The sequence below is a fragment of the Streptomyces sp. NPDC088157 genome (genome assembly GCF_044741545.1).
Classification (GTDB): domain Bacteria; phylum Actinomycetota; class Actinomycetes; order Streptomycetales; family Streptomycetaceae; genus Streptomyces.
On the sequence record NZ_JBIUSU010000002.1, the window covers coordinates 96,262 to 119,680 of the forward strand.

The following is a 23,419-nucleotide window of genomic DNA, read 5'->3' on the forward strand; positions in this document are numbered from 1 at the left end:
GTGGCTGCTGCCCGGGGGCGGGGGGCCTCCCCCGCCCAACCGGGGGCCCCCCCGGGGGGGGGGGGGGCGGCCGCCGGGGGCGGGGGGGGGGGGGCGGGGGGGCGGCGGGCGGGGGGCCCGCCCCCCCGACCCGAAACGCCGTGCCCGCCCGGTTCGTCCCACCGGAACCGCCTGTGTCCGGCCGTCCGGCCGACCTGCCGGCCCGCCCCGCTCTCGCGACCGCGCCGTGCGCGGCAGGGCGCCTCAGAAGCGTCCCGACCCCCGGTACAGCTCCAGTTCGCCGTCCAGTTCCACCGCGAGGACCGTGGCGTGCGGGTCGAGGTCGGACCCGGCCGGCGGGTCGATCCACAGCACGCCGACCGCCTCGTGCAGGCCTCCCACCACGCGGTGGGCCAGTTCCGTTCCGGTACCGAGCACCGTGACCCTACGGACCGGCGTGACCAGACCCCGGACACCGATCTCGGAACGCGGGATGTCGAACAGGGTGAGGTAGAGGGTGCGCCGGTCGGCGGAGAGGGTGCTGGGCCCGTAGTGGTGCCCTGCCGGGAGCCCCCGCACCGTCCCGTAGACGGCCTCCTCGTGCTTGCGGATCCACTCCCCCAGACCTTCGAGGCGCTCGGCCTGCGGCTGCGGGACGGTGCCGTCCTCCATCGGGCCGACGTCGAGCAGCAGGTTGCCGCCGCCGCCGATGGTCTCGGTGAAGTAGCGGACCAGCTGGGTGAGCGACTTGTGGTGGTGGTCGTGGTGCCGGTAGCCCCACGAGTCGTTGATGGTGAGACACAACTCCCACGGCCCGGCAGGGGGTTCGATGGGGGCGCCCTGTTCGGGCGTGGCGTAGTCGCCCTCGCTGAGCATGCGGGCGTTGAAGACGACGTCCGGGGAGTACGAGCGGATCAGCGTGGCGAGCTCCATGATGCGCCACTGCTCCTCGCCGCGTTCCCACTCACCGTCGAACCACATCAGGTCGGGCCGGTAGCGGGAGGCCAGCTCGCGGACCTGGCCGTCCCGGTAGGCGAGGAACCGCTCCCAGGCCTCGAGGTCCTCGTCCTCGGCGGAGCACTCGGAGTAGCGGTTGTCCTCCATCTCCGGCGGGCGGCCCGGCTTGCGGGTGGTGGCGTAGTCCGGGTGGTTCCAGTCGGAGTGCGAGTAGTACAGACCGACCTTGAGCCCCTTCTCCCGCAGGGCGTCGGCGTAGCCGGTGAGATAGTCGCGACCCAGGTTCAGATCCCCGTACGCCGTGTCCCACAGGGCGACGCCGTCGTGGTGGCGGCTGGTGAGGACGGCGTACCGGGCGCCGGCGCGGGCGAACAGGTCGGCCCAGGCGCGCGGATCGTAGTGTGCGCCGGTGAAGCGGTCGAGCTGGGACATGTACCGGTCGTGGGGCACGATGTCGTCGTAGAACGACCAGGACTCCTGGACGCCGTCCACGGCGTAGATCCCCCAGTGGACGAAGATCCCCAACTTGGCGTCGGTGAACCAGGTTTGCATGGGCACGAGTGAACTCCTCCGCAGAGCAGGGTTCTTCGGGAGCGGGGCGGGCGCGCTTCGAGGGCGCGCCCGCCCGTGGGGGCCGGTGCCGGGCCGTGTCCGGCCCGGGTCGTGTCCGCGAAGCAGCGCCGTCCGCCCGCAGGGCCGGGTGGGACCTCGCGGACAGGGCCTAGCGGCCGGTGGCGGCGCGTGCCAGGCGGAGCGTCAGGATCTGGAAGGGCCGCAGCACGACGGCGACGGCGCCGTCCTCGCCGACGGTCGCGGGCTCCAGCGGCCGCTCCAGCAGGTCGGTCACCTGGGCGCCCGCGAGCGGGAAGCCCGTGCGCAGGGTGCCGGTGGCCCGGCCGCCGCGGGACTCGTAGAGCCGGACGACGACGTCCCCGGACTCGTCGTCGGCGAGCTTCACCGCCTCGACGGTGATGCCGTCGCCGTCCGCCGAGACGACGGGGCCGGGGCCGGCGTCCGACGCGTCGGCCACGCGCAGCGGGAGGTTGAGGGAGTAGCCCTCGGCGACCGCGTCCTCGATGCTCGCGCCGGGGAGCAGCGCGTAGCTGAAGCGGTGCCGGCCCTGGTCGGCCTCGGGGTCCGGGATCCGCGGGGCGCGGACCAGACTGAGGCGGACCGTGGTGGTCGTACCGCCGTCCTCGCGGACCGTGCGGGAGACGTCGTGGCCGTAGGTGGAGTCGTTGATGACCGCGACGCCGTAGCCGGGCTCGCCGATGTGCACCCAGCGGTGGCCGGAGACCTCGAACCGGGCCGCCTCCCAGCTGGTGTTGGTGTGGGTGGGGCGCTGGATGTGGCCGAACTGGATCTCGGCGGAGGAGTGCGGCGCCCTGATGTCCACCGGGAAGGCCGCCTTGAGGATCTTCTCCGCCTCGTGCCAGTCGAGGTCGGTCTCGAAGTCCACGCGGGGGCTGCCGGCGCGCAGGGTGATGGTCTGGGTGAGGGTCGAGCCCTTGCCGAAGGAGCGCGTGACCCGGATGGCGCCGACGAGCGGATCGTCCTCGACGACCGTCACCGCGTCCGGCTCCAGCAGGTCGGTGTAGCGGTTCTGGTAGTGCTTGTCGATGTCCCAGGCGTCCCAGTAGTTGGGGAGGTCGGTGTGCAGGCGCAGCAGGTTGCCCTGGTCGGCGAGGACCTCGCGGTCCGCCCGCAGGTCGTACACAGAGGACAGTGTTCCGTCTTCCGCCACCTGTACACGGACCAGTCCGTTGTCGAGGACCCGGCCGGAGACCGTCACCGGCTGCGGGAGCTCCGCGCCGGTCAGCGGCGCGCTGCCGTTCGCGGGCACCTCGACGTACGCCGGTGCGCCCTCGGGCGTGCGGACCACCTCGGCGCGCCCGTAGGGGCTCGTGTTGAACACGCGGAGCGCGCCGCCACGCGGGTCGCCGCCCGCTTGCCCGCCGCCCAGCGCGGCGACCGCCTCGGCCGTCAGCACCTCCAGCTCCTCGGCGACCCGCGCGTACTCGGCCTCCGCCTCGCGGTGCACCCAGGCGATCGAGGAACCCGGCAGGATGTCGTGGAACTGGTGCAGCAGCACCGTCTTCCAGAGCCGGTCGAGCTTCGCGTACGGGTAGGCGTAGCCCGGCGCGTGCAGTGCGGCCGTGGTCGCCCACAACTCGGCCTCGCGCAGCCTGTGTTCGCTGCGCCGGTTGCCCTGCTTGGTGCGGGCCTGGGTGGTGTAGGTGGCCCGGTGCAGTTCCAGGTAGAGCTCGCCGACCCAGACGGGCGCGTCCGGGTACTCCGCGCGGGCCTTGGCGAAGAACGTGTCCGGGTGTTCGACGACGACCTTCGGGGAGCCCTCCAGGTCGGCCAGCCTGCGTGCCCGTTCCATGATCTCGCGGGTGGGGCCGCCACCGCCGTCGCCCCAGCCGAAGGGCGCCAGGGAACGCGTACCGCCGCCCTTCTCCGAGTAGTTGCGCACGGCGCGGTCCATCTCCTCGCCGCTGAACCGCGCGTTGTAGGTGTCGACGGGCGGGAAGTGGGTGAAGATGCGGGTCCCGTCGATGCCCTCCCACCAGAAGGTGTGGTGAGGGAACTTGTTCGTCTGGTTCCAGGAGATCTTCTGGGTGAGGAACCACTCGTTCCCGGCGAGCTTGGCGAGCTGCGGGTAGGCGGCGTTGTAGCCGAAGGAGTCCGGCAGCCAGACACCCTTCGTCTCGATGCCGAAGTGCTCGATGAAGAACCGCTTGCCGTGCACCAGCTGGCGGGCGATCGCCTCGCCGCCGGGCAGGTTGCCGTCGGACTCGACCCACATGCCGCCGACCGGCGCCCACTGCCCGTTCTTCACCGACTCCTGGATGCGCGCCCACACCTGCGGGTAGTTGTCGCGCACCCACTCGTACTGCTGGGCCTGCGAGCAGGCGAAGATGAAGTCGTCGTACTCCTCGGCGAGCGAGGTGACGTTGGAGAAGGTGCGGGAGGTCTTGCGCTTCGTCTCGCGGATCGGCCACAGCCAGGCGGAGTCGATGTGCGCGTGACCGACACCGGAGATGGTGTGGGCGCTGGCGTGGGCGGGGCTGGCCAGTACGGGTGCGAGGACCGCGCGGACGGCCGCGGCGCTGCCGGAGACGTCGTCGAGGTCGAGGGTGTCCATGGCGCGGTCCAGGGCGTGCATGATCTCGTGGCGGCGCGGCTCGTGCTCGCCGAGGTGGACCATGAGCTCGCGCAGCACCTGGAGGTCGAGGTCGAGGTGCCAGACCTCCTCGTCGAGGACGGCGATGTCGGCTCGGCGGAATGTGTACAGCGGACGGTCGCCTGCCGTCAGCACATCGCCCAGCAGGGTGGGGCCCGCGAAGTCGTTCGCCAGGATGTCCGGGTTGGAGGCCGCCTCGACCAGGTAGTCGATGCTCTCCCCGCCCGTCGCCGGGTTGCCGATCGGCACGTACTGGTTGAGCGGGTTGACCGCCTTGAGCGGCGTCCCGTCGGCGAGGTGGACGAGGGCCTCGGCCTGGTTGCCGGGCCAGTCGCCCACGAAGCCGAGGTCGATGACGGCCTCGACGCGCTTGCCGGCCCACTCGGCGGGCACCTGGCCGCGCATCCGGAACCAGGTGGTGCCCCAGGGCGGGCCCCACGGGGTGTCCATCGCGAAGGGCTGGTAGACGGCGGCCGCGGCCTCCTCGAAGGGGACCGGCTCTCCCGGCGCCTGCCAGGCCTCGACCTCGAAGGGCACGCCGGCGGCGTAGATCGCGGGCTTGACGCGCTGATTGTGGACGCGCTCGACGCGCTCCTCGATGCGGCGGCGTTCGTCATGCATGGGGAATCTCCAGAGAGGGACCACGAGGGGCGGGAGGCCGGGGGCCGGGGGCTCGGTGCGCCGGAGGGAAGGAGGAGGGAGGGCAAGCGGGGAAAGCGCTTTCCCTCCGGCGCTCACTTAAGGTACGCCAGCCCCGGGTGGACGTCGGTGTAGCCCTCGACCAGCTTGCGGGCCACGTTGACCGAGTCGACCAGCGGGTGCAGTGCGAACGCCTTCACGGCCGTCGACCGGGAGCCGGACTCGGCGGCGGCCAGCACCTCGCGCTCGACGCCCTTCACCGCGCAGACCAGACCGGTGGCGTGCTCGGGCAGCGGGGCCACGGCCACCGGATGCGCGCCGTTGGCGTCGACGAGGCAGGGCACCTCGATGACGGCGTCCGCGTCCAGCACCGAGAGGGTGCCCTGGTTGCGCACGTTGAGGATCAGGGTGGTGCGCTCGTCCCGGGCGATGGCCCGCATCAGGGCGAGGGCCACCTTCTCGTAGCCGCCGGAGAGGTCGTCGGCGTCGCGTTCGCCGGCGCCGGCCGTCTCCCGGTTCTCGGCCATGTAGGTGGCCTCGCGTTCGGCGCGGGTACGGTCCCAGGCGGTCAGGGCCGCGGCGCCGGGACGCTTCATCTCCTCGTAGAAGCGGGCCTGCTGGTCGGCCAGGAAGGCGCCGCGGGTCTTCTCGACCTGCTGGTAGGCCCGTACGGCTTCCCGGTTGAAGTAGTAGTAGTGCAGATACTCGTTGGGGATCGCGCCGAGGGACTGGAGCCAGTCGACGCCGAACAGCTTGCCCTCCTCGAAGGAGCCGAGCAGGTCGGGGTCGGCGAGCAGCCGCGGGAGTTCGTCGCGACCGGCGACCCGCAGGCCACGGACCCAGCCGAGGTGGTTGAGGCCGACGTAGTCGATCCACGCCTCTTTCGGGTTCGCGCCGAGCACGCGGGCGATCCGGCGGCCCAGCCCGACCGGCGAGTCGCAGATGCCGATCACCCGGTCGCCGAGGTGGCGGGACATGGCCTCGGTGACCAGCCCCGCCGGGTTGGTGAAGTTGATGACCCAGGCGTCGGGGGCCAGGCGGGCCACCCGACGGGCGATGTCGACGGCGACGGGGACCGTCCGCAGACCGTAGGCGATGCCTCCGGCGCCGACCGTCTCCTGGCCGAGGACGCCCTCGGCCAGGGCGACCCGCTCGTCGTTCGCGCGGCCCTCGAGGCCGCCGACGCGGATCGCGGAGAAGATGAAGTCGGCGCCGCGCAGAGCCTCGTCGAGGTCGGTGGTGGCGGTCACCCGGGGCGCGTCGGGGACGGCGGCCGCCTGCTCATCCAGTACACGGGCGACCGCGTGCAGTCGGCTGTCGTCCAGATCGTGCAGAACGACTTCCGTGACCCGGCCCTCGGCGCGGTCCGTCAGGAGCGCCCCGTAGACGAGCGGCACCCGGAACCCGCCGCCGCCCAGAATCGTCAGTTTCACTCTTGCACCTTTCCTGCCACGACCACCTCGACGCCCGCCTCCTCCAAGGAGGACCGGGTCGCCGGATCGACCGGCGTGTCCGTCACCACCACGTCCAGGTCCTCGGGACCGCAGACCTTCGCCATGCCCGTACCCGGGAACTTCGCCGAGTCGGCGAGCAGGACGACCTTGTCACCGGCCTTGATCATGGCCCGCTTCACCGGCACCTCGACGACCGTCGTGTCCATCACCTGCCCGCCCGGACGCACTCCACTGGTGCCGAGGAAGAGCCAGTCGGCGTGCAGCTGCCGCAGGTTGTCCTCGGTGAGGAAGCCGACCAGGGAGCGGTACTCGCGGCGGACCATGCCGCCGAGCAGGACCAGCTCGATGCCCTCGTCGTCGGCGAGCTCCTCGTAGACCACGAGGTTGCTGGTGATGACCGTGAGCCGGCGGCCGTGCAGCTGCCGGGCCAGGCGGTAGGCGGTGGTGCCGATGTCGAGGAGGACCGACTGACCGTCGGCGACCATGGCCGCGGCGTGCGCGGCTATGGCGTCCTTCTCGCCCACGCGCACCTCGGCGACCTCGGCGAAGGGCTGGTCGCCCTCCTCCGCGACGGCGCCGCCGTGCACCCGGGTGAGCAGGCCGTCCTCCTCGAGTTTCACCAGGTCGCGCCGGATCGTGGCAGGGCTCACACCCAGCTGCTCGGAGAGATCGGTCACGGCTGCGGGGCCACCGGAGCGCAGGGCCCGCAGGATGAGTTGATGTCGTCGTTCTGCCAGCACGGCATGAACACTACTCGTCATCTTCAATCAAATCTATGCTCACTTCTGCTGAGGTATTGACCAATGTCGCCGAGGGGCGCACGATTCCGGTCACCGAATTGAAGAGATTTGACGGGCTCACCCGAACAGGACGAGCTCCCCCGGTGAGGAGGATGTGCGGTGGACGACGACCGGCCCGAGGTACTGCTCACCGGGCTGCTCTTCTACGACCTCGTCCTCACGGGGCTCGGCGGGCCGCCGACGCCGGGCGAGGAGATCTGGACGGCCGGCATGGGCTGCGGCCCCGGTGGCATCGCCAACCTCGCGGTGGCCGCCGCCCGCTTCGGCCTCAGGACCTCGCTGGCCACGGTCTTCGGCGACGACTTCTACGGCGCCCACTGCCACGAGGTCCTCGCCGGCCAGGAGGGCGTCGACCTCGGCCTGTCCCGCGTGGGCGCCGGCTGGCACACGCCGGTCACCGTCGCCCTCGCGCACGGTCACGACCGCGCCCTCGTCACCCACGGTCAGGAGCCGCCGTACTCCCAGGACGTGCTGATGGGCGACCCGCCCGAGGCGCTCACGGCCCTCGTGCACCTGGAGGCCGAACCGCGCGCCTGGCTCGCCAAGGCGGCCGCGAACGGCACCCGGATCTACGCCGACGTCGGCTGGGACCCCACCCGGCAGTGGTCCACCGACCTGCTCGAACAGCTCGCCCTGTGCCACGCCTTCCTGCCCAACGAGACCGAGGCGATGGCGTACACCCGCACCGACAGCGCGGTCGCCGCGCTCGGCATCCTCGCGGAGCTGGTGCCGGTGGCCGTGGTCACCCGGGGCGCCGACGGCGCGGTCGCGGTCGACCAGGCGACCGGGGAGTACGCGGAGGTGCCCGCCCTTGACATCGATGTCCTGGACGCGACGGGCGCCGGTGACGTGTTCGGCGCGAGCTTCGTCGCCGCCTCACTGGGCGGCTGGCCGCTCGTGGAACGGCTGCGGTTCGCCGTCCTCGCCGCCGGGCTCTCGGTACAGCACCACGGCGGGGCGCTGGCGGCCCCCGGGTGGTACGGCGTCGACCGGTGGTGGCGCGCGCTGCGCGACCCCGAGCTCAAGCGGGCGTACGCCTTCCTCGCCGACCGCATCCCGGCGGACGTGGGCCCGCCGGTGCGGTACGCCCCGGTCACCCCGCCCGCCCCGCGGCCCTGACCGCGCCCGCACCAAGAAGACAACCCCCTCGCATGCCCCTCGAATTGCACCCCGTCTGCGAAGACGCGAACAGATCCGAAAGGCGGTGGGAGCTGTGCGGCTCTCACGTAGAGGCCTGCTCCGTGCGGGCCTGGCCGGTTCGGCCGCCGCGGCGCTCGGCGGCCTGGCGTCCGGCTGTGCCGTTCCGACCGGTTCCACCGGCCGGAACATGGTCCTGTGGTACTGGGACGGAGGTCTGGGCGACACGGTCGTCAAGAACGCCAAGGCCCGCTACGACAGCTCGGTCGACCTCGAGGCCGTCAAGATCGGCGGCTACTACCGGTCGAAGCTGATCACCACGATGGCCGGCCGCGCCCACGTCCCCGACATCGCGGGCCTCAAGGGCGAGGACATGGCGTCCTATCTGCCCAACGCCGACCAGTTCGTGGACCTGCGCACGCTCGGCGCGGACCGGTACAGGTCCCGGTACCTGCCCTGGAAGTGGGAGCAGGGCATCGCGGACGACGGCACGATGGTCGGCTTCCCGATCGACTGCGGGCCCGTGGCGCACTTCTACCAGTACGCCGTCTTCCGGAAGGCGGGCCTGCCCCACGAGCCCGCGGACGTGTCGAAGGAGCTCGACACCTGGGAGAAGTTCTTCGCGGCGGGCGAGCGGCTCAGGCAGCGGATACCGGGGACCTTCCTGCTCACCGACGTCAACAGCGTCTTCGAGAACGCGGTCCAGCAGGGCAGCGCCCGGTACGTCGACAAGGACCGCAACTTCATCGGCGACCAGGAGCATGTGCGCAACGCCTGGGCGCTCGCCGTCGAGGCGAAACAGCGCAAGATCGTATCGAACCTGGTCAACGGCACCCCGGACCAGCTGTCGGCGGTCGAGGACGGCAAGCTGCCGAGCCAGCTGGGCGCGTCCTGGGCCACCAGCGACCTCAAGAACGGCGTGCCGAAGACCAAGGGCCGCTGGCGGGTGGCCGACATGCCCGTGCGGCCCTCCAACAACGGCGGCTCCTTCCTGTCGGTCACCAAGGCGTGCCGGGAACCCGAGCGGGCGTTCCAGATCATCAGCTGGATGCTGGACGCCGGCAACCAGGCGCAGGGCTTCGTGGACGCCGGACTCTTTCCCTCGACGCCCGCCTCCTACGACCTCGGGCAGGTGCGCGAGCCGGACGAGTTCTTCGGCGGTCAGGTCACGATGGACGTCTTCGGTCCGGCGGCGCAGAAGATCGCGGTCGCCTACAACAGCCCTTTCGACGTCGCGCTCGGGCAGCCCATCAAGGACGAGATCAAGAACGTCGGCGTCCTCGGCAAGGACCCGGAGCAGGCCTGGAGTGACGCCATGAGCAAATGCCGGCGCATCGCGAAGCACCTGGGGGTGAGCTACTGATGGCCACCCTGCGCACGCTGGAGAAGCCCCCGGCGGTCGTGGCGGACGTCCCCGTCGCACAGCCCCGTGAGGGCTTCCGGAAGTACTGGCACCTCTATGCCGCGATCTCACCCTTCTACCTGCTCTTCCTCTGCTTCGGCCTGATCCCCGTCGGTTTCTCGCTCTATCTCTCCTTCCACCGCTGGGACGGCCTCGGCTCGATGGAGTGGGCGGGGCTGTCGCAGTACCAGTACCTGCTGAGCGATTCCGAGTTCTGGAGCTCGATCGGGACCACGATCGTCATCTGGGCGCTGGCCACCTTCCCCATGATCTTCCTGGCGATGGTGACGGCCGTGATGCTCAACTCGGCGGTCCGTTTCAAGAACCTCTACCGCGTCGCCTACTTCCTGCCGAACGTCACCTCGGTCGTGGCGATCGCGATCATCTTCGGCTCGGTCTTCTCCACCAACTTCGGCCTGGTGAACGCGTTCCTCCAGGCGATCGGCTTCGACCAGATCGCCTGGCTGAACACACCCTGGGGCATCAAGATCGCCATCGCGACGCTGATGACCTGGCAGTGGACCGGCTACAACGCGATCATCTTCCTCGCCGGCCTCCAGACCGTCCCGGGCGAGCTGTACGAGGCGGCGCGCATGGACGGCGCCGGTCCGGTGCAGACGTTCTTCCGGATCACACTGCCCATGATGCGGCCGGTGCTGCTGTTCGTGCTCGTCGTGTCGACGGTCACCGGCCTCCAGAGCTTCTCCGAACCCCAGGTGCTGCTCCAGAACACCTCGAACGACTCGACGTTCTCGGGCGGGCCGGGTCACGCCGGCCGGACGATGGTTCTCTACTTCTTCCAGCAGACCTTCGACAACAACGACTTCGGCTACGGCGCCGCCGTGGCGTGGGGCATCTTCCTCGTCGTCGTCCTCTTCTCGATCATCAACTGGCGCCTGGTGCAGCGCCGGGGCGAAGACTAGGGAGGCCCGCACACCATGGCATCCATCCAAGGAACCCGGCGTACCAAGAGGATCGACGGGACCCGCCGCCGGGGGATCGCGCTGCACGCCGGCCTCGTCGTCGGCGTCCTGCTCTCGGCCTTCCCGTTCTACTGGGCCGTGATCATGTCGACGCACACGTCGTCGGAGATCTTCTCCTACCCGCCCAAACTGCTGCCGGGCACGCACTTCCCGGAGAACGTCCGCAGCCTCTTCGACAACATCGACTTCTTCGGCTCGATGTTCAACTCGATGCTGGTGGCGGGGTCGGTGACCTTCCTGGTCCTGTTCTTCGACTCGCTGGCCGCCTTCGTCTTCGCCAAGTTCGAGTTCCCGGGCAAGCGGCTGCTGTTCGTGCTGCTCATGTTCATCTTCATGGTCCCGGCGCAGCTCCAGGCCATCCCCCAGTTCGTCATCATGGCGAAGCTCGGCTGGATCGGCTCGATGACGGCGCTGATCGTGCCGGCGGCCGCCAACGCGTTCGGCATCTTCTGGATGCGCCAGTACATGAAGGGCGCGATCCACGACGAACTCCTCGACGCCTCCCGCATCGACGGCGCGCACTTCCTGCGCCAGTACTGGCACGTGGCCCTCCCGGTGGTCCGGCCCGGCCTGGCCTTCCTCGGCATCTTCACGTTCATGGGCCAGTGGAACGACTACGCCTGGCCTCTGATCGCCCTCACCAACCCGGACAACGTGACCCTCCAGGTCGCCCTGTCCCAGCTCAACGGCACCCATGGCACCACGGACTACGGAATGGTCATGACCGGCGCGCTCCTCGCCCTCGTCCCCCTGCTGATCGTGTTCGCGATCGGCGCCCGCCAGATGATCGGCGACCTCGCGAAGGGAGCGATCAAGTGACGGATCCGCTGCTGACGCTCCGCCCCTGGGAGGCGCCAGAGGTGACCTCGTGGGGACGGCTGCCCATGAACGCCGTCGACCGGCGCTCCGGAGCACACTCCCTGGACGGTGACTGGCGTTTCCGGTTGCTGTCCGCTCCGGACGCGCCGGTCGGCGGTCCCTGGTCGACTGCGGCCGTGCCCGGCGTATGGACCATGCAGGACACGGACGACCTTCCGCAGTATCTGAACATCCGTATGCCGTATACGGAATTCCCGCCGCTGTCGCCCGCCGGCAATCCGACGGGTGTGTACGAGCGGGAGGTCGACATTCCCGCCGGGTGGGCCGGGCGCCGGATCGTGCTCCAGGTGGGGGCCGCCGAGAGTGTGCTGCTGGTCCATGTGGACGGGCGGCCCGTCGGCATCTCCAAGGACTCCCATCTGGCGGCCGAGTTCGATCTCTCGGGTGTCGTACGCGCGGGCGGCCGGTCCGTCGTACGGCTGACGGTCGTCAAGTGGTCGGACGCCTCGCACATCGAGGACCAGGACCAGTGGTGGCACGGCGGCATCACCCGCTCGGTGCTGCTGTACGCCACCGACCCGCTGCGGCTCGCCGACGTGACCGTTCGGGCGGCGCGCGACGGTGAGCTGCGGGTCGACTGCCAGGTGCGGGACTCGGGCGGGGCACTGCCCGAGGGGTGGTACGTCAGCGGTGAGCTGGACGGGCTGACGCTGACGCGGGACGCGGAGTTCGACCTGGCCAACGCCGAGGACGAGCGCGTCTCCGCCTTCCTCGGCGAGGCACGCCTGCGCGCGCGGGTGCCCGAGGTACGCACCTGGACGGCCGAGACGCCCGAGCTGTACGGCCTGACGGTCCGGCTGCACCGAGCCGACGGCACCGTCGCCGACACCTCCCGCCACCGGGTCGGCTTCCGCGACGTCACGATCGTCGGCCGGGATCTGCTGGTCAACGGTGAGCGGATCTTCATCCGGGGGGTGAACCGGCACGACTTCCACCCGCTGACGGGGCGGACGGTGTCATCCGAGGACATGCGCGCGGACCTGGTCCTGCTGAAGCGTTTCGGCTTCAACGCGATCCGCACCGCGCACTACCCGAACGACCCCGGGCTGTACGACCTCGCCGACGAGCTCGGTTTCTACGTCGTCGACGAGGCGGACATCGAGTCCCACGACCACGCCCACGAGATCGCCGACGACCCGCGCTATCTGAACGCCTTCGTCGACCGGGTCTCGCGGATGGTGCTGCGGGACAAGAACCACCCGTCGGTCATCATCTGGTCGCTGGGCAACGAGTCCGACTACGGCGCCAACCACGACGCGGCCGCGGGCTGGGTGCGCCGGCACGACCCGACCCGGCCGGTGCAGTACGAGGGGGCCGCCAAGCGCGGCTGGGCCGATCCGCAGGTGGCCTCCGACGTCGCCTGCCCGATGTACGCGCCCCTGGAGGACTGCGTGGCGCACGCGCTGTCCGGGCAGCAGACCAAGCCGCTCATCCAGTGCGAGTACTCCCACGCCATGGGCAACAGCAACGGCACGCTGGCCGACCACTGGGCCGCCATCGAGGCCACCCCGGGTCTTCAGGGCGGGTTCATCTGGGAGTTCTGGGACCACGGCATTCTTCAGCGTGTGAACGACGGAAGACCGGTCGGGCGTGGGGGCGCCGGACTCCATGACAACGGTGTCGCCGCGCCCGGGTACCGCTGGGCGTACGGCGGCGACTTCGGCGAGAAGGACCACGACGGCGCGTTCATCGCGGACGGTGTCGTCTTCCCGGACCGCACTCCGAAGCCGGTGATGTTCGAGCACCGGGAACTCGCCGCGCCGGTACGGCTCCAGGGCGTCCGGCCCGAGGGGCTGGTCGTCTCCAACCACCAGCACTTCCGCGGCCTGGAGTGGCTGGCGGGCGAGTGGGAGCTGTCGCTCGCCCACGGCGGGACGCTCACCGCCTCGGCCGAGCTGCCCGACCTCCCGCCCGGCGGGACGGCTGTGGTGCCGCTGCCGTTCACGTTGCCGGAGGAGGGCGGCGAGGCGTGGCTGACGCTGCGGGTCACGACGGCACAGGATCTGCCGTGGGCTCCGCGGGGCACTCGGGTGTGCGCGCCGCAGGTGCGGTTGCGGGCGCCGGTGCCGGTCGAGGAGAGCGTGGGTTCCGGCCGTGTCGAGATCGACGCCGACGGACTGCTCGTCCACCCGCTGCTGAACGCCGCGCCGGCGTTGTCGCTGTGGCGGGCGCCCACCGACAACGACGAGCTGGGCGGGATGGCGCTGCGCTGGCGGACCTGGGGCCTGGACGCCCTCGTGCGCAAGCTGGTCGCCGTGCACCAGGAGGGCGACGGGGTCTGCGTGCTCGCCGAGTACGCCGGCACCACCGGCGTCGTCCGCCACCGGCAGGTCTTCACACCGGTCGAGGGCGGCCTGCGGATCGACGAACAGGCCGAACTGCCCACGGAGTTCGACGACGTGGCACGCGTCGGCTCGGTCTTCGAGACGCTGGCGGGACTGGACCGGCTGGAGTGGTTCGGACAGGGCCCCTGGGAGTCGTACCCCGACCGGAGCGCAGGCGCCCCGGTGGGCCATCACCGGGCCGAGGTCGACGAGTTGTTCACCCCGTATCTGCGACCGCAGGAGAGTGGCGGCCGGCACGGTGTGCGGAGCTTCACGCTCTCGGCGCCGGACGCCACGGGCCTCGCAATCACACTGGACGAGCCGCGCCAGGTCTCCGTCACGCGCTACCGCGCCGAGGACCTGACCGCCGTCTCCCACCACGACGAACTCGTCCCGCGCGCCGGCTGCGTGGTGCACCTCGACGCGGCGCACCGCGGCCTGGGCACGGCGTCATGCGGCCCCGACACCTTCCCCTCCTACCTCGTCGCACCGGGCGTCCACCGCTGGAGCTGGACCCTGCGCGTTCTCTGACCCCCCTTTCCCAGCAACGGACTTCCTACGGAGCGCACGTGTGTACTTCGCATGCCCACGAACAGGGCGAGACCGCGCAGGCCGGTGCCGGAAGACGCGGTTTCCTCCGGGCCACCGCGCTGCTCGGCGCGGCCGCCACGGCCGGCCTCGCACTGCCGGCCGCTGCCGAGGCGGCCTCCGCCAAGTGGCGCCCGGACCCCGAAAGCCGCCGCTTCACACTGGCCGTGATGCCCGATACGCAGTACCTCTTCGACGGCCCGAGCATCGACAGGGCGCCGGTCGAGGCCTCCCTTCGGTATCTCCTGGAGCGCGGCGACGAGGGCGGTGCCGAGAACCTCGTGTTCCTGTCCCACCTCGGCGACCTCACCCAGAACGGGGCCAAGGACGAAGTCACCGCGATCAGCGAGGCGTTCGGGCTGCTCGACCGGCGCGGGGTCGGCTACAGCGTGCTGGCCGGCAACCACGACGTGAAGTCGTCGACGACCGACCAGCGCGGCGCGACGCCGTACCTGGACGCCTTCGGACCGCAGCGCTTCCGGGGGAAGTCCACGTTCAAAGGGGCCTCCCCCGACGGGTACAACACCTTCCACGTGTTCCGGGCGGGCGGCCGGGAATGGATGGTGCTGGCGCTGGACTGGCGGCTGTCGGACAAGGGGTACGCCTGGGCCGCCGACGTCCTCGCCCGGCACCCGAGGACACCGGTCGTCCTGACCACGCACGAACTGGTCGTCGAGGACGACTCCCTGTCGGCGTACGGGCAGCAGCTGTGGGACCGCCTGATCGAGGACCACGACCAGATCTTCCTCACCCTCAACGGGCACTACTGGCCCGCCGGTCGGGCGATACGCACGAACGCGGCCGGACATGACGTCCATCTGCACCTGACGAACTATCAGAACCGGTACTTCGGTGGTGCCGCGATGATCCGGCTCTACCGCTTCGACCTCGACCGGAAAGTCATCGACGTGGAGACGGTCTCCCCGTGGATCCTCGGCCGGGCCGCAAAGGGACTCAACGAGCTGGAGCGGCAGGAGACCGAACTGAGCGGCGACGCCGACCGGTTCACGGTCGACATCGACTTCACCGAGCGCTTCGCGGGCTTCGACCCGGTGCCCGCGCGTGCCGCCCGGCCCGCGACGAAGGTGCTGGTGCGCGACACGGTCGCCTACTGGCGCTTCGACGGCCACGACGACGGCACGGCGGTCAGCGGCACCGTCCGTGATCTGTCCGGGCGCGGCAACGACCTCACCCTCGTCACGGTGGGCGGCGGCGCCCTCGGCTGGTCGGCCGACCACCACCCCGACCAACCCGGCCACGGCGGTCTGGAGTTCCAGGGATACAAGTCCCCGCTGAAGGGCGCCTACCTGCGCACCGTGGACGGCGCTCCGCTGAACTCGGCCACCTTCAGGGACGGCTACACCATCGAGGCGTTCTACCGCCTGCCCGCCGACTGGGATCCGTCGCACCACGCCTGGTCGGGACTGGTCAGCCGGACCGGCACGGGCGGAGCCGCGGGCAAGTCCGGGGACGACCCCGACGAACCGCTGGCCACGCTCTCCCTCTCCAACGACCGGGAACCGCAGTGGGCGATGCGTCCGCTGAACCAGGAGGGCATCGCCACCAACTGGGGTCAGGAGACCCCCCTGGAGACCTGGTGGCACATCGCGGTCGTCAACGACGGCCGGCACACCACGCTGTATGTCGAAGGCTGCCCGGTGGTGCGCAACCCGAAGGCGGCGGCCGTCGGCGTCGCCTCCGTCGGGCTGCCGTGGCTGCTCGGCGGTTACGAGTACGGCGGGCAGATCGACCAGATCCTGCACGGCCGCCTCGGCGACGTCCGGATCGTCGCGCGGGCGCTGCCCGTCACCTCCTTCATGAACCACTGAAACCCTTCGCGAGGATCACCGTGACCGAGCAGCAACTGCCCGCCTGGGCCGATCCGTCCGTCTCACCCACCGACCTCGATGCCCAGGGCGTGTCGAGGCGCGGACTTCTGCGCCGCGCCGGCCTCTTCGGCGCAGCGTTCGCCCTCGGCGGCGCCGCCACCCCGGCCGTCGCCGCCACCGGCCGGGGCCACGGCGGTGAGGACCCGCGGCTCGCCTACCTGGTCGGCGACCACCATGTCCACTCCGTCTACAGTCACGACGCGAAGTACACCTTCTCCCAGCAGGCCCGGGCCGCCGCCCGGTACGGCCTCGACTGGATGGTGTTCAACGAACACTCCAACTTCGGGCACGCCTACTACGGTGCCGCGCTGGAGCACAAGGAGATAGTCAAGGCCCGGGCCGCGAACCCGCGCCAGCTGATCTTCCAGGGCCTCGAGTGGTACATCCCGGCCGCCGAACACTGCACGGTGTTCGCCGCGCCCGGCCCGCACGAGGTCGACCTGCTCACCCGGTTCGAGCTCGCCTACGACGGCAAGCTGCTCAACTACACCGAGGGTGCCGCAGGCGCGGCCGACACCGCCCGCAACGAGGCGCACGCCGTCAAGGCCGTCCAGTGGCTGGCCGAGCAGCGCCGCACCGGCTACGTCGACGACGTCCTCGTCCTCGCCAACCACCCGCTGCGCCTCGGCATCGACTCGCCGCACGAGATGCGCAACTGGCGCGACGCGGCCCCCGAGATCGTGATCGGCATGGAGGGCGCGCCCGGCGCCCAGGGCGCGGCGCTTCCCGGCTGGCGTGGGGCCACGTCCATCCGCGGTGAGTACGAGAACAAGCCGTCGGCCCAGTCCTGGGCGGGCTACCCGGCGGACGCCTACCTCACGTACGGCGGATTCGACTGGGCCACCGCGACCGTCGGCGGCCTGTGGGACTCGATGCTGGCCGAGGGCCGGCTGTTCTCGATCACCACCAACTCCGACAACCACCGGACCGTCTTCGACACCTGGAAGAACGGCGACTGGCCCGCCGGACAGAACTTCGACAACACCGGCAGGCTGCCCGACCCGGTGAACACCGACACCGCGCAGCCGGGCAGCGACTTCTGGCCCGGCCAGTTCAGCCGCACCCACGTCGGTGTGACCCGCTACGGCTACCGCGCGGTGATGACGGGGCTGCGCGAGGGGCGGGTCTGGCTGGACCACGGGCATCTGCTCGACGGCCTGGAGGTGCGGCTGCGACGGGAGCACGGCGACGGGCGGGGCGTCACGCTCGGCGGCCGGCTGCGGGTGCGCAAGGGCGAGAGGCTCACCCTGGACATCACCGTCACCAGCGCCTCCCGCCCCAACCCTCAGGGCGTCGTGCCGGAGTTGGCGCACGTGGACGTGATCCGGGGCGCGGTGCGCGGCGCCGTGCCCGACCGGGACACCTGGCGGGCCCCCGACACGAGGGTCGTCCACACGAAGGACGTGAGCGGCCGCAAGGGGACCTACACCCTGCGCGTCCCGTTCACCGTCGGCGACGAGTCCTGCTACGTCCGCCTGCGCGGCAGCGACGGCAAGCGGAACGGAACCGGTTACCTGGGAGCCTCCGTGGACCCGCGCGGCCCGATCCCGCACGAGCCGGGCAACGGCGACCCGTGGGCCGACACCTGGTTCTACTCCAACCCGGTCTTCGTGGACGTCGTCGGGTGAAGTGCCCCGAAGGGGCGCGGGGAACTGCGCGACCGGCGCGGCCGGCCCGCAGTTCCCCGCGACGTCAAGCCCTACGGAGCCTGGCGAGACACACTCACGCGTAGAAGCGCGACAGGCTCTGCAACACGGCCGCGGGCTTCGCCCCGCCCTCGATCTCGATCGCCCCGTCGACGGTGATCTGCGCCCCGCCGGGCACCTCCTCGACCTCGGTCAGCTTGGCCACCAGGCGGATGCGCGAGCCGACCTTGACCGGCGAGGGGAAACGGACCTTGTTCAAGCCGTAGTTGACCTTCGTCGTCACGCCCTGAACGTCCAGCAGCTCGGTGAACAGCGGGATGAACAGGGAGAGCGTGAGGTAACCGTGGGCGATCGGCGCGCCGAAGGGACCTTCCGCGGCCTTCTCCGGGTCCACGTGGATCCACTGGTGGTCGCCGGTCGCGTCGGCGAACGTGTCGATGCGCTCCTGGGTGACCTCGATCCACTCGCTGGTGCCCAGGTCGCTCCCGGCCAGCTTCTTCAGCTCGTCGAGACCGTTGACGGTGATGCTCATATGCCGTTCCTCACAGGAGAGTTGTTCAGGAGTCGGTGCCGAACCGGGAGCGCACCCGGGACTTGAGGAGTTTTCCGGAGGCGGTGCGCGGGAGTTCGTCCGCCACCACCACCGACTTGGGGATCTTGTACTTGGCGAGCCGCCCGGCCAGCGAGGCCAGCACCTCGTCGGGGTCGAGCGCGGCGCCCGCACGGGGGACGACCACCGCGCGCGGCACCTCGCCCCACTTGTCGTCGGACACGCCGATGACCGCGCACTCCACGATGTCGGGGTGGGCGAGGAGCAGGTCCTCGATCTCGGCGGGGTAGATGTTCTCCCCACCCGAGATGATCATGTCCTTGATGCGGTCGACGATGTGCACGTAACCGTCCTCGTCGACCCGGGCCGCGTCCCCGCTGCGGAACCAGCCGTCGGCGAAGGAGGCGGCCGTCTCCTCGGGCAGTCCCCAGTAGCCGGGCATGACGTGCGGCCCTCGGACGACGACCTCGCCGGTCTCGCCGACCTCGACGGGTGCGAGGTCGGGGCGCAGGACCCGTACGTCGCTGAAGAAGTGCGGGACGCCGGCCGAGCCCGCCTTGCTGACCGCGTGCTCGGCGTCCAGGAACAGCGTGCCGGGGGACGCCTCGGTCATGCCGTAGCCCTGCAGGAACGTGAGTCCGCGTCGCTGGTAGGCGGCGATCAGCGGGGTCGACACCGGGGAGCCGCCGCAGGTCAGGATCCGCAGGCTGGACAGGTCCGCGTCCGCCCAGCGCGGGTGCCGGGCCACCTGCTCGAACATCGTCGGCACCCCGAACATGAAGGTGATCCGGTGCTGCTCGATCAGGTCGAACGTGGCCTGTGGGTCGAAGGCCTCGACCAGGACGCAGCAACCGCCCTTGAGGAGCACCGGCAGGGTGAGCATGTTCAGGCCGGCCGTGTGGAACAACGGCGCGGAGACCAGGGCGCGTTCGTCGGCGATCAGATCGGTGTCGACGAGGACGTTGAGCGCGTTCCAGGTGAGGTTGCCGTGCGTGAGCATGGCGCCCTTGGGTCGGCCGGTCGTGCCCGAGGTGTACATGATGACGCAGGTGTCGTCGGGGGTGACCGGTGTGTCGATCGGCTCGTCGGAGGCCCCGGCGAGCGCCTCCTCGTATTCGGCGCCGACCTCGACGTACGTCCGGACGTCCGTGTTGCCGGGCAGCCCGGCGACCAGGCCCGCGTGCGAGGGACCGTAGACGAGTGCCTTGGCGCCCGAGTCGGCGAGCTGGTAGGCGATCTCGGGGCCGGCGAGGCGGGTGTTGAGGGGGACGAAGACCGCGCCGAGGGTGCCGGCGGCGAACAGGGTCTCCAGGTAGGAGGGGTGGTTCGGCCCGAGGTAGGCGATGCGGTCGCCGCGTCGCACGCCCCGGGCGCGCAGGGCGTGAGCCAGGCGCGTGGTCCGTGCGTGCAGTGTGCGGTAGTCCGTCGACTGTTCACCGTGGATCAGGGCGGTGCGGTTGGGGGTCTTGCGGGCCCGGCGAGCGGGCCAGGACCCCAGTCCCTCGTTGCGCATCTTCCACGCCCCTTACGGTGTGGTGAGCCCGAGCAGACGGGCGGCGTTGTCCTTGAGGATCTTCGGCTTCACCTCGTCCTTGATCGTCAGCTTGTCGAAGTCGGCGAGCCAGCGGTCGGGGGTGAGGACGGGGAAGTCGGAGCCGAAGAGGACCTTGTCCTTCAGCAGCGTGTTGGCGTACTGAACGAGTTGCGGCGGGAAGTACTTCGGCGACCAGCCGGACAGGTCGATGTGCACGCCCGGCTTGTGCGTGGCGACGGCGAGCGCCTCGTCCTGCCAGGGGAAGGACGGATGCGCCAGGATGATCTTGAGGTGCGGGAAGTCGGCCGCCACGTCGTCCACGTGCAGCGGGTTGGAGTACTTGAGCCTGATCCCGCCGCCGCCCGGCACTCCGGCGCCGATGCCCGTCTGACCGGTGTGGAACAGGGCGATGGTCCCCGTCTCCTCGATCACCTCGTACAGGTCGTACGCCACCGAGCGGTCGTTGGGGAAGAAGCCCTGGATGCTGGGGTGGAACTTGAAGCCCTTCACCCCGTACTCCTCGACCAGGCGCCGGGCCTGCTTCACGCCCGCCCTGCCCCGGAAGGGGTCGATGGAGGCGAACGGGATGAGGACGTCGGCGTTGGCGGCGGCGGCCTCGGCGACCTCCTCGTTGGGGACCGGCGCGGTTCCGGTCGCGGACTCGGCGTCCACCGTGAAGATCACGGCGGCCATCTTCCGCTCACGGTAGTAGCGGGCCGTCTCCTCCAGGGTGGGCTTCCGCTTGCCCTCGACCTTGAAGTAGGCGGAGGAGGCGTCGTGCAGGTCGTCGTCCAGCGAGGAGTGGCCCTTCGAGGACACCTCGGCGTGGGTGTGGACGTCGATCGCGACCAGTTCGTCGACGTTCATGGAGGGGGTCGCGGCGGGACTCATCACGCCTCCGGGAACTTGGGGGCCGGGATGCCGACCGTCTGGAGCTCGGCACCGACCGAGGTGGGGAAGACGTCGGCCAGGGTCTCGGGCGTCCAGCCGCCGTCGGCGTAGGCCGCGCGGATCTCCTGCGGATGCGACCAGAGTGCCACCTTGTCGCCGCCTATGCCGATGGCCTGGCCGGTGATGCCCCGGGCGGCCTCGGAGGCCAGGAAGGGAACCAGGGCCGCGCAGTCCTCGGGGGTGCCGAAGCCCTCGCCCTTGCGCAGGAAGTCCGGGAACGGCTCGCCGTTCTTCAGGGCCTCGACGTACGGGGCGAAGGCGGGGATGGTCTCGGTCATCGCGGTCGCGGCGACCGGGACGATCGCGTTGACCGTGATGCCCGCGCGGCCCAGTTCCATCGACCAGGTCCGGGCGAAGGCGGCGATGCCCGCCTTGGCGGCCGCGTAGTTCGTCTGGCCGAAGTTGCCCCGCTGGCCGGCCGGGGAGCCGACGAGGATCAGCGTGCCGCCCTCGCCCTGCTCGCGCATCTGTACGGCGGCGGCGCGGGCGCAGGTGAAGGTGCCCTTGAGGTGGGTGGTGATCACCGCGTCGAAGTCGTCGTCGCTCATCTTCCACAGCACCTTGTCGCGCAGGATGCCCGCGTTGGTGACCAGGACGTCGAGCCGGCCGAACTCCTCCACGGCACGGTCGACCAGCCGTTGTGCGGCCTCCGTGGTGCCGACCGGGACCACCTCGGCGACGGCCCTGCCACCGGCCTCGACGAGGGACTTCACGGCCTGCTCGGCGACCGCCTCGTCGACGTCGTTGACGACCACCGAGGCGCCGTGGGCGGCCAGGGCATGAGCGTAGGCGAGGCCGAGGCCACGGCCGCTGCCGGTGACGACGGCGACCTTGCCGGTGAGATCGATGCTGGGCACGACGGTGTCCCTTCACATGGGGTGCGGAGGTGCGGACTACGAGATCGAAGCTAAGAGCAATAATTGTTGTCGTCAATAGTTGTTGTCGTCCTACGGGTGCGTCATGCTGGAATCTGCTGCAATGCGTACGTCGCACCACCCCGGAAGGGGACCGAGCCCAGGGAGCCCGCCATCGCCCGCCAGGACAACGCAGTGAACGCCGCCCCGATCGACGTGGACGAGCCGTGGATGCGCGGACTGCACGCGGACACGGGCTACCTGCTCTACCGCCTGGGACTGCGCTCGGGTCAGTTGTTCAACACGTTTCTCCAGGAGTCGGGAGTGCGACTGCGCCACTACGCCGTACTGCGCTTCCTGGCCACCTCCGAGGGCGCGCTCCAACGCGAGCTGAGCACCCGCCTCGGCTATGACCCGAGCGCGATCGTCGGCCTCGTCGACGATCTGGAGAAGCTGGGCTTCGCCGAGCGCCGCGCGGCCCCGGACGACCGCCGCAGCCGGATCGTCGCCCTCACCGAGGACGGCCGCGCGTTCCTGCGCGGCACCGACGAGGCGGGCCTGCGGGTGACGAACGAGTTGCTGGACCCCCTCGACGCCGCCGAACGCGAGACACTGCACACACTGCTGCGGCGGATCGCCGAGGACGGACTCGGCTGATGCCGTGAGGAGGACCTGATGGACCAGGGCGCCCTCGCCACGACCGCCCGCTCCGCGCCCGGACGGCTGCTGGCGGTGCTCGCCGCGTTCGACCACACGCACCCCGCGCTGTCCCTGACCGACATCAGCCGTCGCGCCGGGCTGACGCTCACCACCGCGCACCGGCTGGTGAGCGCCCTGACGGAGTGGGGCGCGCTGGAGCGCGATCCGTCCGGCGTCTACCACGTGGGGCTGCGGCTGTGGGAGGTCGCGGCGCTGGCACCGCGTGGTCTCGCGTTGCGGCAGATCGCGCTGCCGTTCCTGGAGGACCTGTACGAAGCCACGCACGAGAACGTGCAGTTGGCGGTGCGGGACGGGTCCGAGGTGGTCTACACCGAGTGGCTGTCGGGGCGTTCGGCCGTCGGCGTGCACATCCGGGTGGGCGCCCGCTGGCCCCTGCACGTCACCGGCGTGGGGCTCGCGCTGCTGGCCAACAGCGACCCCGAGCTCCAAGAGGCTTACTGTGCCGGGTCGTTGGCCTCCTACACCGCGCACACGATCACCGATCCGGTGCGGTTGCGCCGGGCCCTCGCCGAAGTACGTCGCGCGGGAGTGGCGGTGAGCAGCCGTCAGGTCACGGACGACGCCCTGTCGGTGGCCGCGCCGGTGCGCGGGCCGGGCGGCGCGGTGGTGGCCGCCGTGTCGGTCGTCGTCCCGCACGCCGACGCACAGGTCCCGGTGCTGGCGCCGGCGGTACGTCTCGCGGCCCGCGGAATCTCCCGGGCCCTGGGCTGGCGGCCCGAGGGCCGGCCCGGGTGAGTTCCCGCACCCCGCGACCGCCGGCCCGCGAGGCCGGGTCGGCCGTGGGGTGAGCGGGTCGGGGCCTGTGGACCGGGCGCGGGCGGTGGTCCGCGCAGTCGAAACGCCGCTACGACTACCCGCTCTCGTAGGACACCACGGGACGGGGTCGGCACGGCGGCCCTCTCCCCGCGGCGATCGCCGCCTGCCGCGATCGCCGCGCACCCGGCCG

At 70.9% G+C, this 23,419-nt stretch carries 17 protein-coding genes; 9 read left to right on the forward strand and 8 right to left on the reverse strand.

Annotated elements, in window-relative coordinates:
* Positions 1 to 243 precede the first annotated feature (243 nt).
* From ACIPFH_RS06860 to ACIPFH_RS06875, 4 genes are all read right to left on the reverse strand, one after another.
* Positions 244 to 1,494, reverse strand: coding sequence for an alpha-L-fucosidase (locus ACIPFH_RS06860; RefSeq protein WP_401823936.1), 1,251 nt, complete (start codon positions 1,492 to 1,494; stop codon positions 244 to 246).
* Positions 1,495 to 1,657: 163 nt separating this feature from the next.
* Complete coding sequence (locus ACIPFH_RS06865) at positions 1,658 to 4,744, reverse strand: alpha-mannosidase (protein ID WP_401823937.1); 3,087 nt, start codon at positions 4,742 to 4,744, stop codon at positions 1,658 to 1,660.
* 113 nt (positions 4,745 to 4,857) lie between these two features.
* Positions 4,858 to 6,195, reverse strand: coding sequence for a 6-phospho-beta-glucosidase (locus ACIPFH_RS06870; protein ID WP_359122272.1), 1,338 nt, complete (start codon positions 6,193 to 6,195; stop codon positions 4,858 to 4,860).
* A complete protein-coding gene (locus ACIPFH_RS06875) occupies positions 6,192 to 6,956 on the reverse strand; it encodes a DeoR/GlpR family DNA-binding transcription regulator (protein WP_401823938.1) in 765 nt (254 codons plus the stop codon). The genes ACIPFH_RS06870 and ACIPFH_RS06875 overlap by 4 nt, the downstream gene beginning before the upstream one ends.
* A gap of 159 nt (positions 6,957 to 7,115) precedes the next feature.
* On the opposite strand from ACIPFH_RS06875, the gene ACIPFH_RS06880 reads away from it, so the two are divergent.
* The 7 genes from ACIPFH_RS06880 to ACIPFH_RS06910 all read left to right on the forward strand — a co-directional run bounded on the left by ACIPFH_RS06880 (position 7,116) and on the right by ACIPFH_RS06910 (position 17,846).
* Positions 7,116 to 8,135, forward strand: coding sequence for a carbohydrate kinase family protein (locus ACIPFH_RS06880; protein ID WP_401823940.1), 1,020 nt, complete (start codon positions 7,116 to 7,118; stop codon positions 8,133 to 8,135).
* A 94-nt stretch (positions 8,136 to 8,229) separates the two neighbouring features.
* On the forward strand, positions 8,230 to 9,516 hold the full coding sequence (locus ACIPFH_RS06885) for an ABC transporter substrate-binding protein (RefSeq protein WP_401823942.1): 1,287 nt from the start codon (positions 8,230 to 8,232) through the stop codon (positions 9,514 to 9,516).
* Entirely contained in the window at positions 9,516 to 10,478 is a 963-nt protein-coding gene (locus tag ACIPFH_RS06890) for a carbohydrate ABC transporter permease (RefSeq protein ID WP_401823943.1), read from the forward strand. Before ACIPFH_RS06885 ends, ACIPFH_RS06890 begins: the two co-directional genes overlap by 1 nt.
* Before the next feature lie 15 nt (positions 10,479 to 10,493).
* Positions 10,494 to 11,357: a carbohydrate ABC transporter permease gene (locus ACIPFH_RS06895; protein WP_401823945.1), complete on the forward strand. Its 864-nt coding sequence runs from the start codon at positions 10,494 to 10,496 to the stop codon at positions 11,355 to 11,357.
* Positions 11,354 to 14,272, forward strand: a complete 2,919-nt coding sequence (locus ACIPFH_RS06900; RefSeq protein WP_401823947.1) for a glycoside hydrolase family 2 TIM barrel-domain containing protein — start codon at positions 11,354 to 11,356, stop codon at positions 14,270 to 14,272. The genes ACIPFH_RS06895 and ACIPFH_RS06900 overlap by 4 nt, the downstream gene beginning before the upstream one ends.
* A gap of 38 nt (positions 14,273 to 14,310) precedes the next feature.
* Positions 14,311 to 16,158 carry a LamG-like jellyroll fold domain-containing protein gene (locus ACIPFH_RS06905; RefSeq protein WP_401823949.1) on the forward strand — a complete coding sequence of 616 codons (1,848 nt, stop codon included), beginning with the start codon at positions 14,311 to 14,313 and terminating at the stop codon, positions 16,156 to 16,158.
* Positions 16,159 to 16,178: 20 nt separating this feature from the next.
* A complete protein-coding gene (locus ACIPFH_RS06910) occupies positions 16,179 to 17,846 on the forward strand; it encodes a histidinol-phosphatase (protein WP_401823951.1) in 1,668 nt (555 codons plus the stop codon).
* A 94-nt stretch (positions 17,847 to 17,940) separates the two neighbouring features.
* On the opposite strand, the gene ACIPFH_RS06915 is transcribed toward ACIPFH_RS06910, so the two are convergent.
* Genes ACIPFH_RS06915 through ACIPFH_RS06930 form a run of 4 tightly spaced genes read right to left on the reverse strand, consistent with a single transcriptional unit; the run spans position 17,941 to position 21,756 of the window.
* Complete coding sequence (locus ACIPFH_RS06915; RefSeq protein WP_359122286.1) at positions 17,941 to 18,396, reverse strand: MaoC family dehydratase; 456 nt, start codon at positions 18,394 to 18,396, stop codon at positions 17,941 to 17,943.
* A 25-nt stretch (positions 18,397 to 18,421) separates the two neighbouring features.
* Positions 18,422 to 19,927: a long-chain fatty acid--CoA ligase gene (locus ACIPFH_RS06920; protein ID WP_401823952.1), complete on the reverse strand. Its 1,506-nt coding sequence runs from the start codon at positions 19,925 to 19,927 to the stop codon at positions 18,422 to 18,424.
* Between the two features lie 12 nt (positions 19,928 to 19,939).
* The gene (locus ACIPFH_RS06925) at positions 19,940 to 20,815 is read right to left on the reverse strand and encodes an amidohydrolase family protein (protein ID WP_401825074.1); all 876 of its coding nucleotides are present in this window, start codon (positions 20,813 to 20,815) and stop codon (positions 19,940 to 19,942) included.
* A 23-nt stretch (positions 20,816 to 20,838) separates the two neighbouring features.
* Positions 20,839 to 21,756, reverse strand: a complete 918-nt coding sequence (locus tag ACIPFH_RS06930) for an SDR family NAD(P)-dependent oxidoreductase (RefSeq protein WP_401823954.1) — start codon at positions 21,754 to 21,756, stop codon at positions 20,839 to 20,841.
* Positions 21,757 to 21,984: 228 nt separating this feature from the next.
* Between ACIPFH_RS06930 and ACIPFH_RS06935 the strand changes: the two genes are divergently transcribed.
* Both ACIPFH_RS06935 and ACIPFH_RS06940 read left to right on the forward strand, forming a co-directional pair.
* Positions 21,985 to 22,410, forward strand: a complete 426-nt coding sequence (locus tag ACIPFH_RS06935; RefSeq protein WP_401825076.1) for a MarR family winged helix-turn-helix transcriptional regulator — start codon at positions 21,985 to 21,987, stop codon at positions 22,408 to 22,410.
* Positions 22,411 to 22,428: 18 nt separating this feature from the next.
* Entirely contained in the window at positions 22,429 to 23,208 is a 780-nt protein-coding gene (locus ACIPFH_RS06940) for an IclR family transcriptional regulator (RefSeq protein WP_401823955.1), read from the forward strand.
* Positions 23,209 to 23,419: the final 211 nt, after the last annotated feature.

Bases quoted from the DNA above. Each gene is read 5' to 3' on its own strand.
- ACIPFH_RS06915 (WP_359122286.1), bottom strand. From the start codon at position 18,396: ATGAGCATCACCGTCAACGGTCTCGACGAGCTGAAGAAGCTGGCCGGG.
- ACIPFH_RS06935 (WP_401825076.1), top strand. From the start codon at position 21,985: ATGCGCGGACTGCACGCGGACACGGGCTACCTGCTCTACCGCCTGGGA.
- ACIPFH_RS06925 (WP_401825074.1), bottom strand. From the start codon at position 20,815: ATGAACGTCGACGAACTGGTCGCGATCGACGTCCACACCCACGCCGAG.
- ACIPFH_RS06895 (WP_401823945.1), top strand. From the start codon at position 10,494: ATGGCATCCATCCAAGGAACCCGGCGTACCAAGAGGATCGACGGGACC.
- ACIPFH_RS06865 (WP_401823937.1), bottom strand. From the start codon at position 4,744: ATGCATGACGAACGCCGCCGCATCGAGGAGCGCGTCGAGCGCGTCCAC.
- ACIPFH_RS06920 (WP_401823952.1), bottom strand. From the start codon at position 19,927: ATGCGCAACGAGGGACTGGGGTCCTGGCCCGCTCGCCGGGCCCGCAAG.
- ACIPFH_RS06890 (WP_401823943.1), top strand. From the start codon at position 9,516: ATGGCCACCCTGCGCACGCTGGAGAAGCCCCCGGCGGTCGTGGCGGAC.
- ACIPFH_RS06940 (WP_401823955.1), top strand. From the start codon at position 22,429: ATGGACCAGGGCGCCCTCGCCACGACCGCCCGCTCCGCGCCCGGACGG.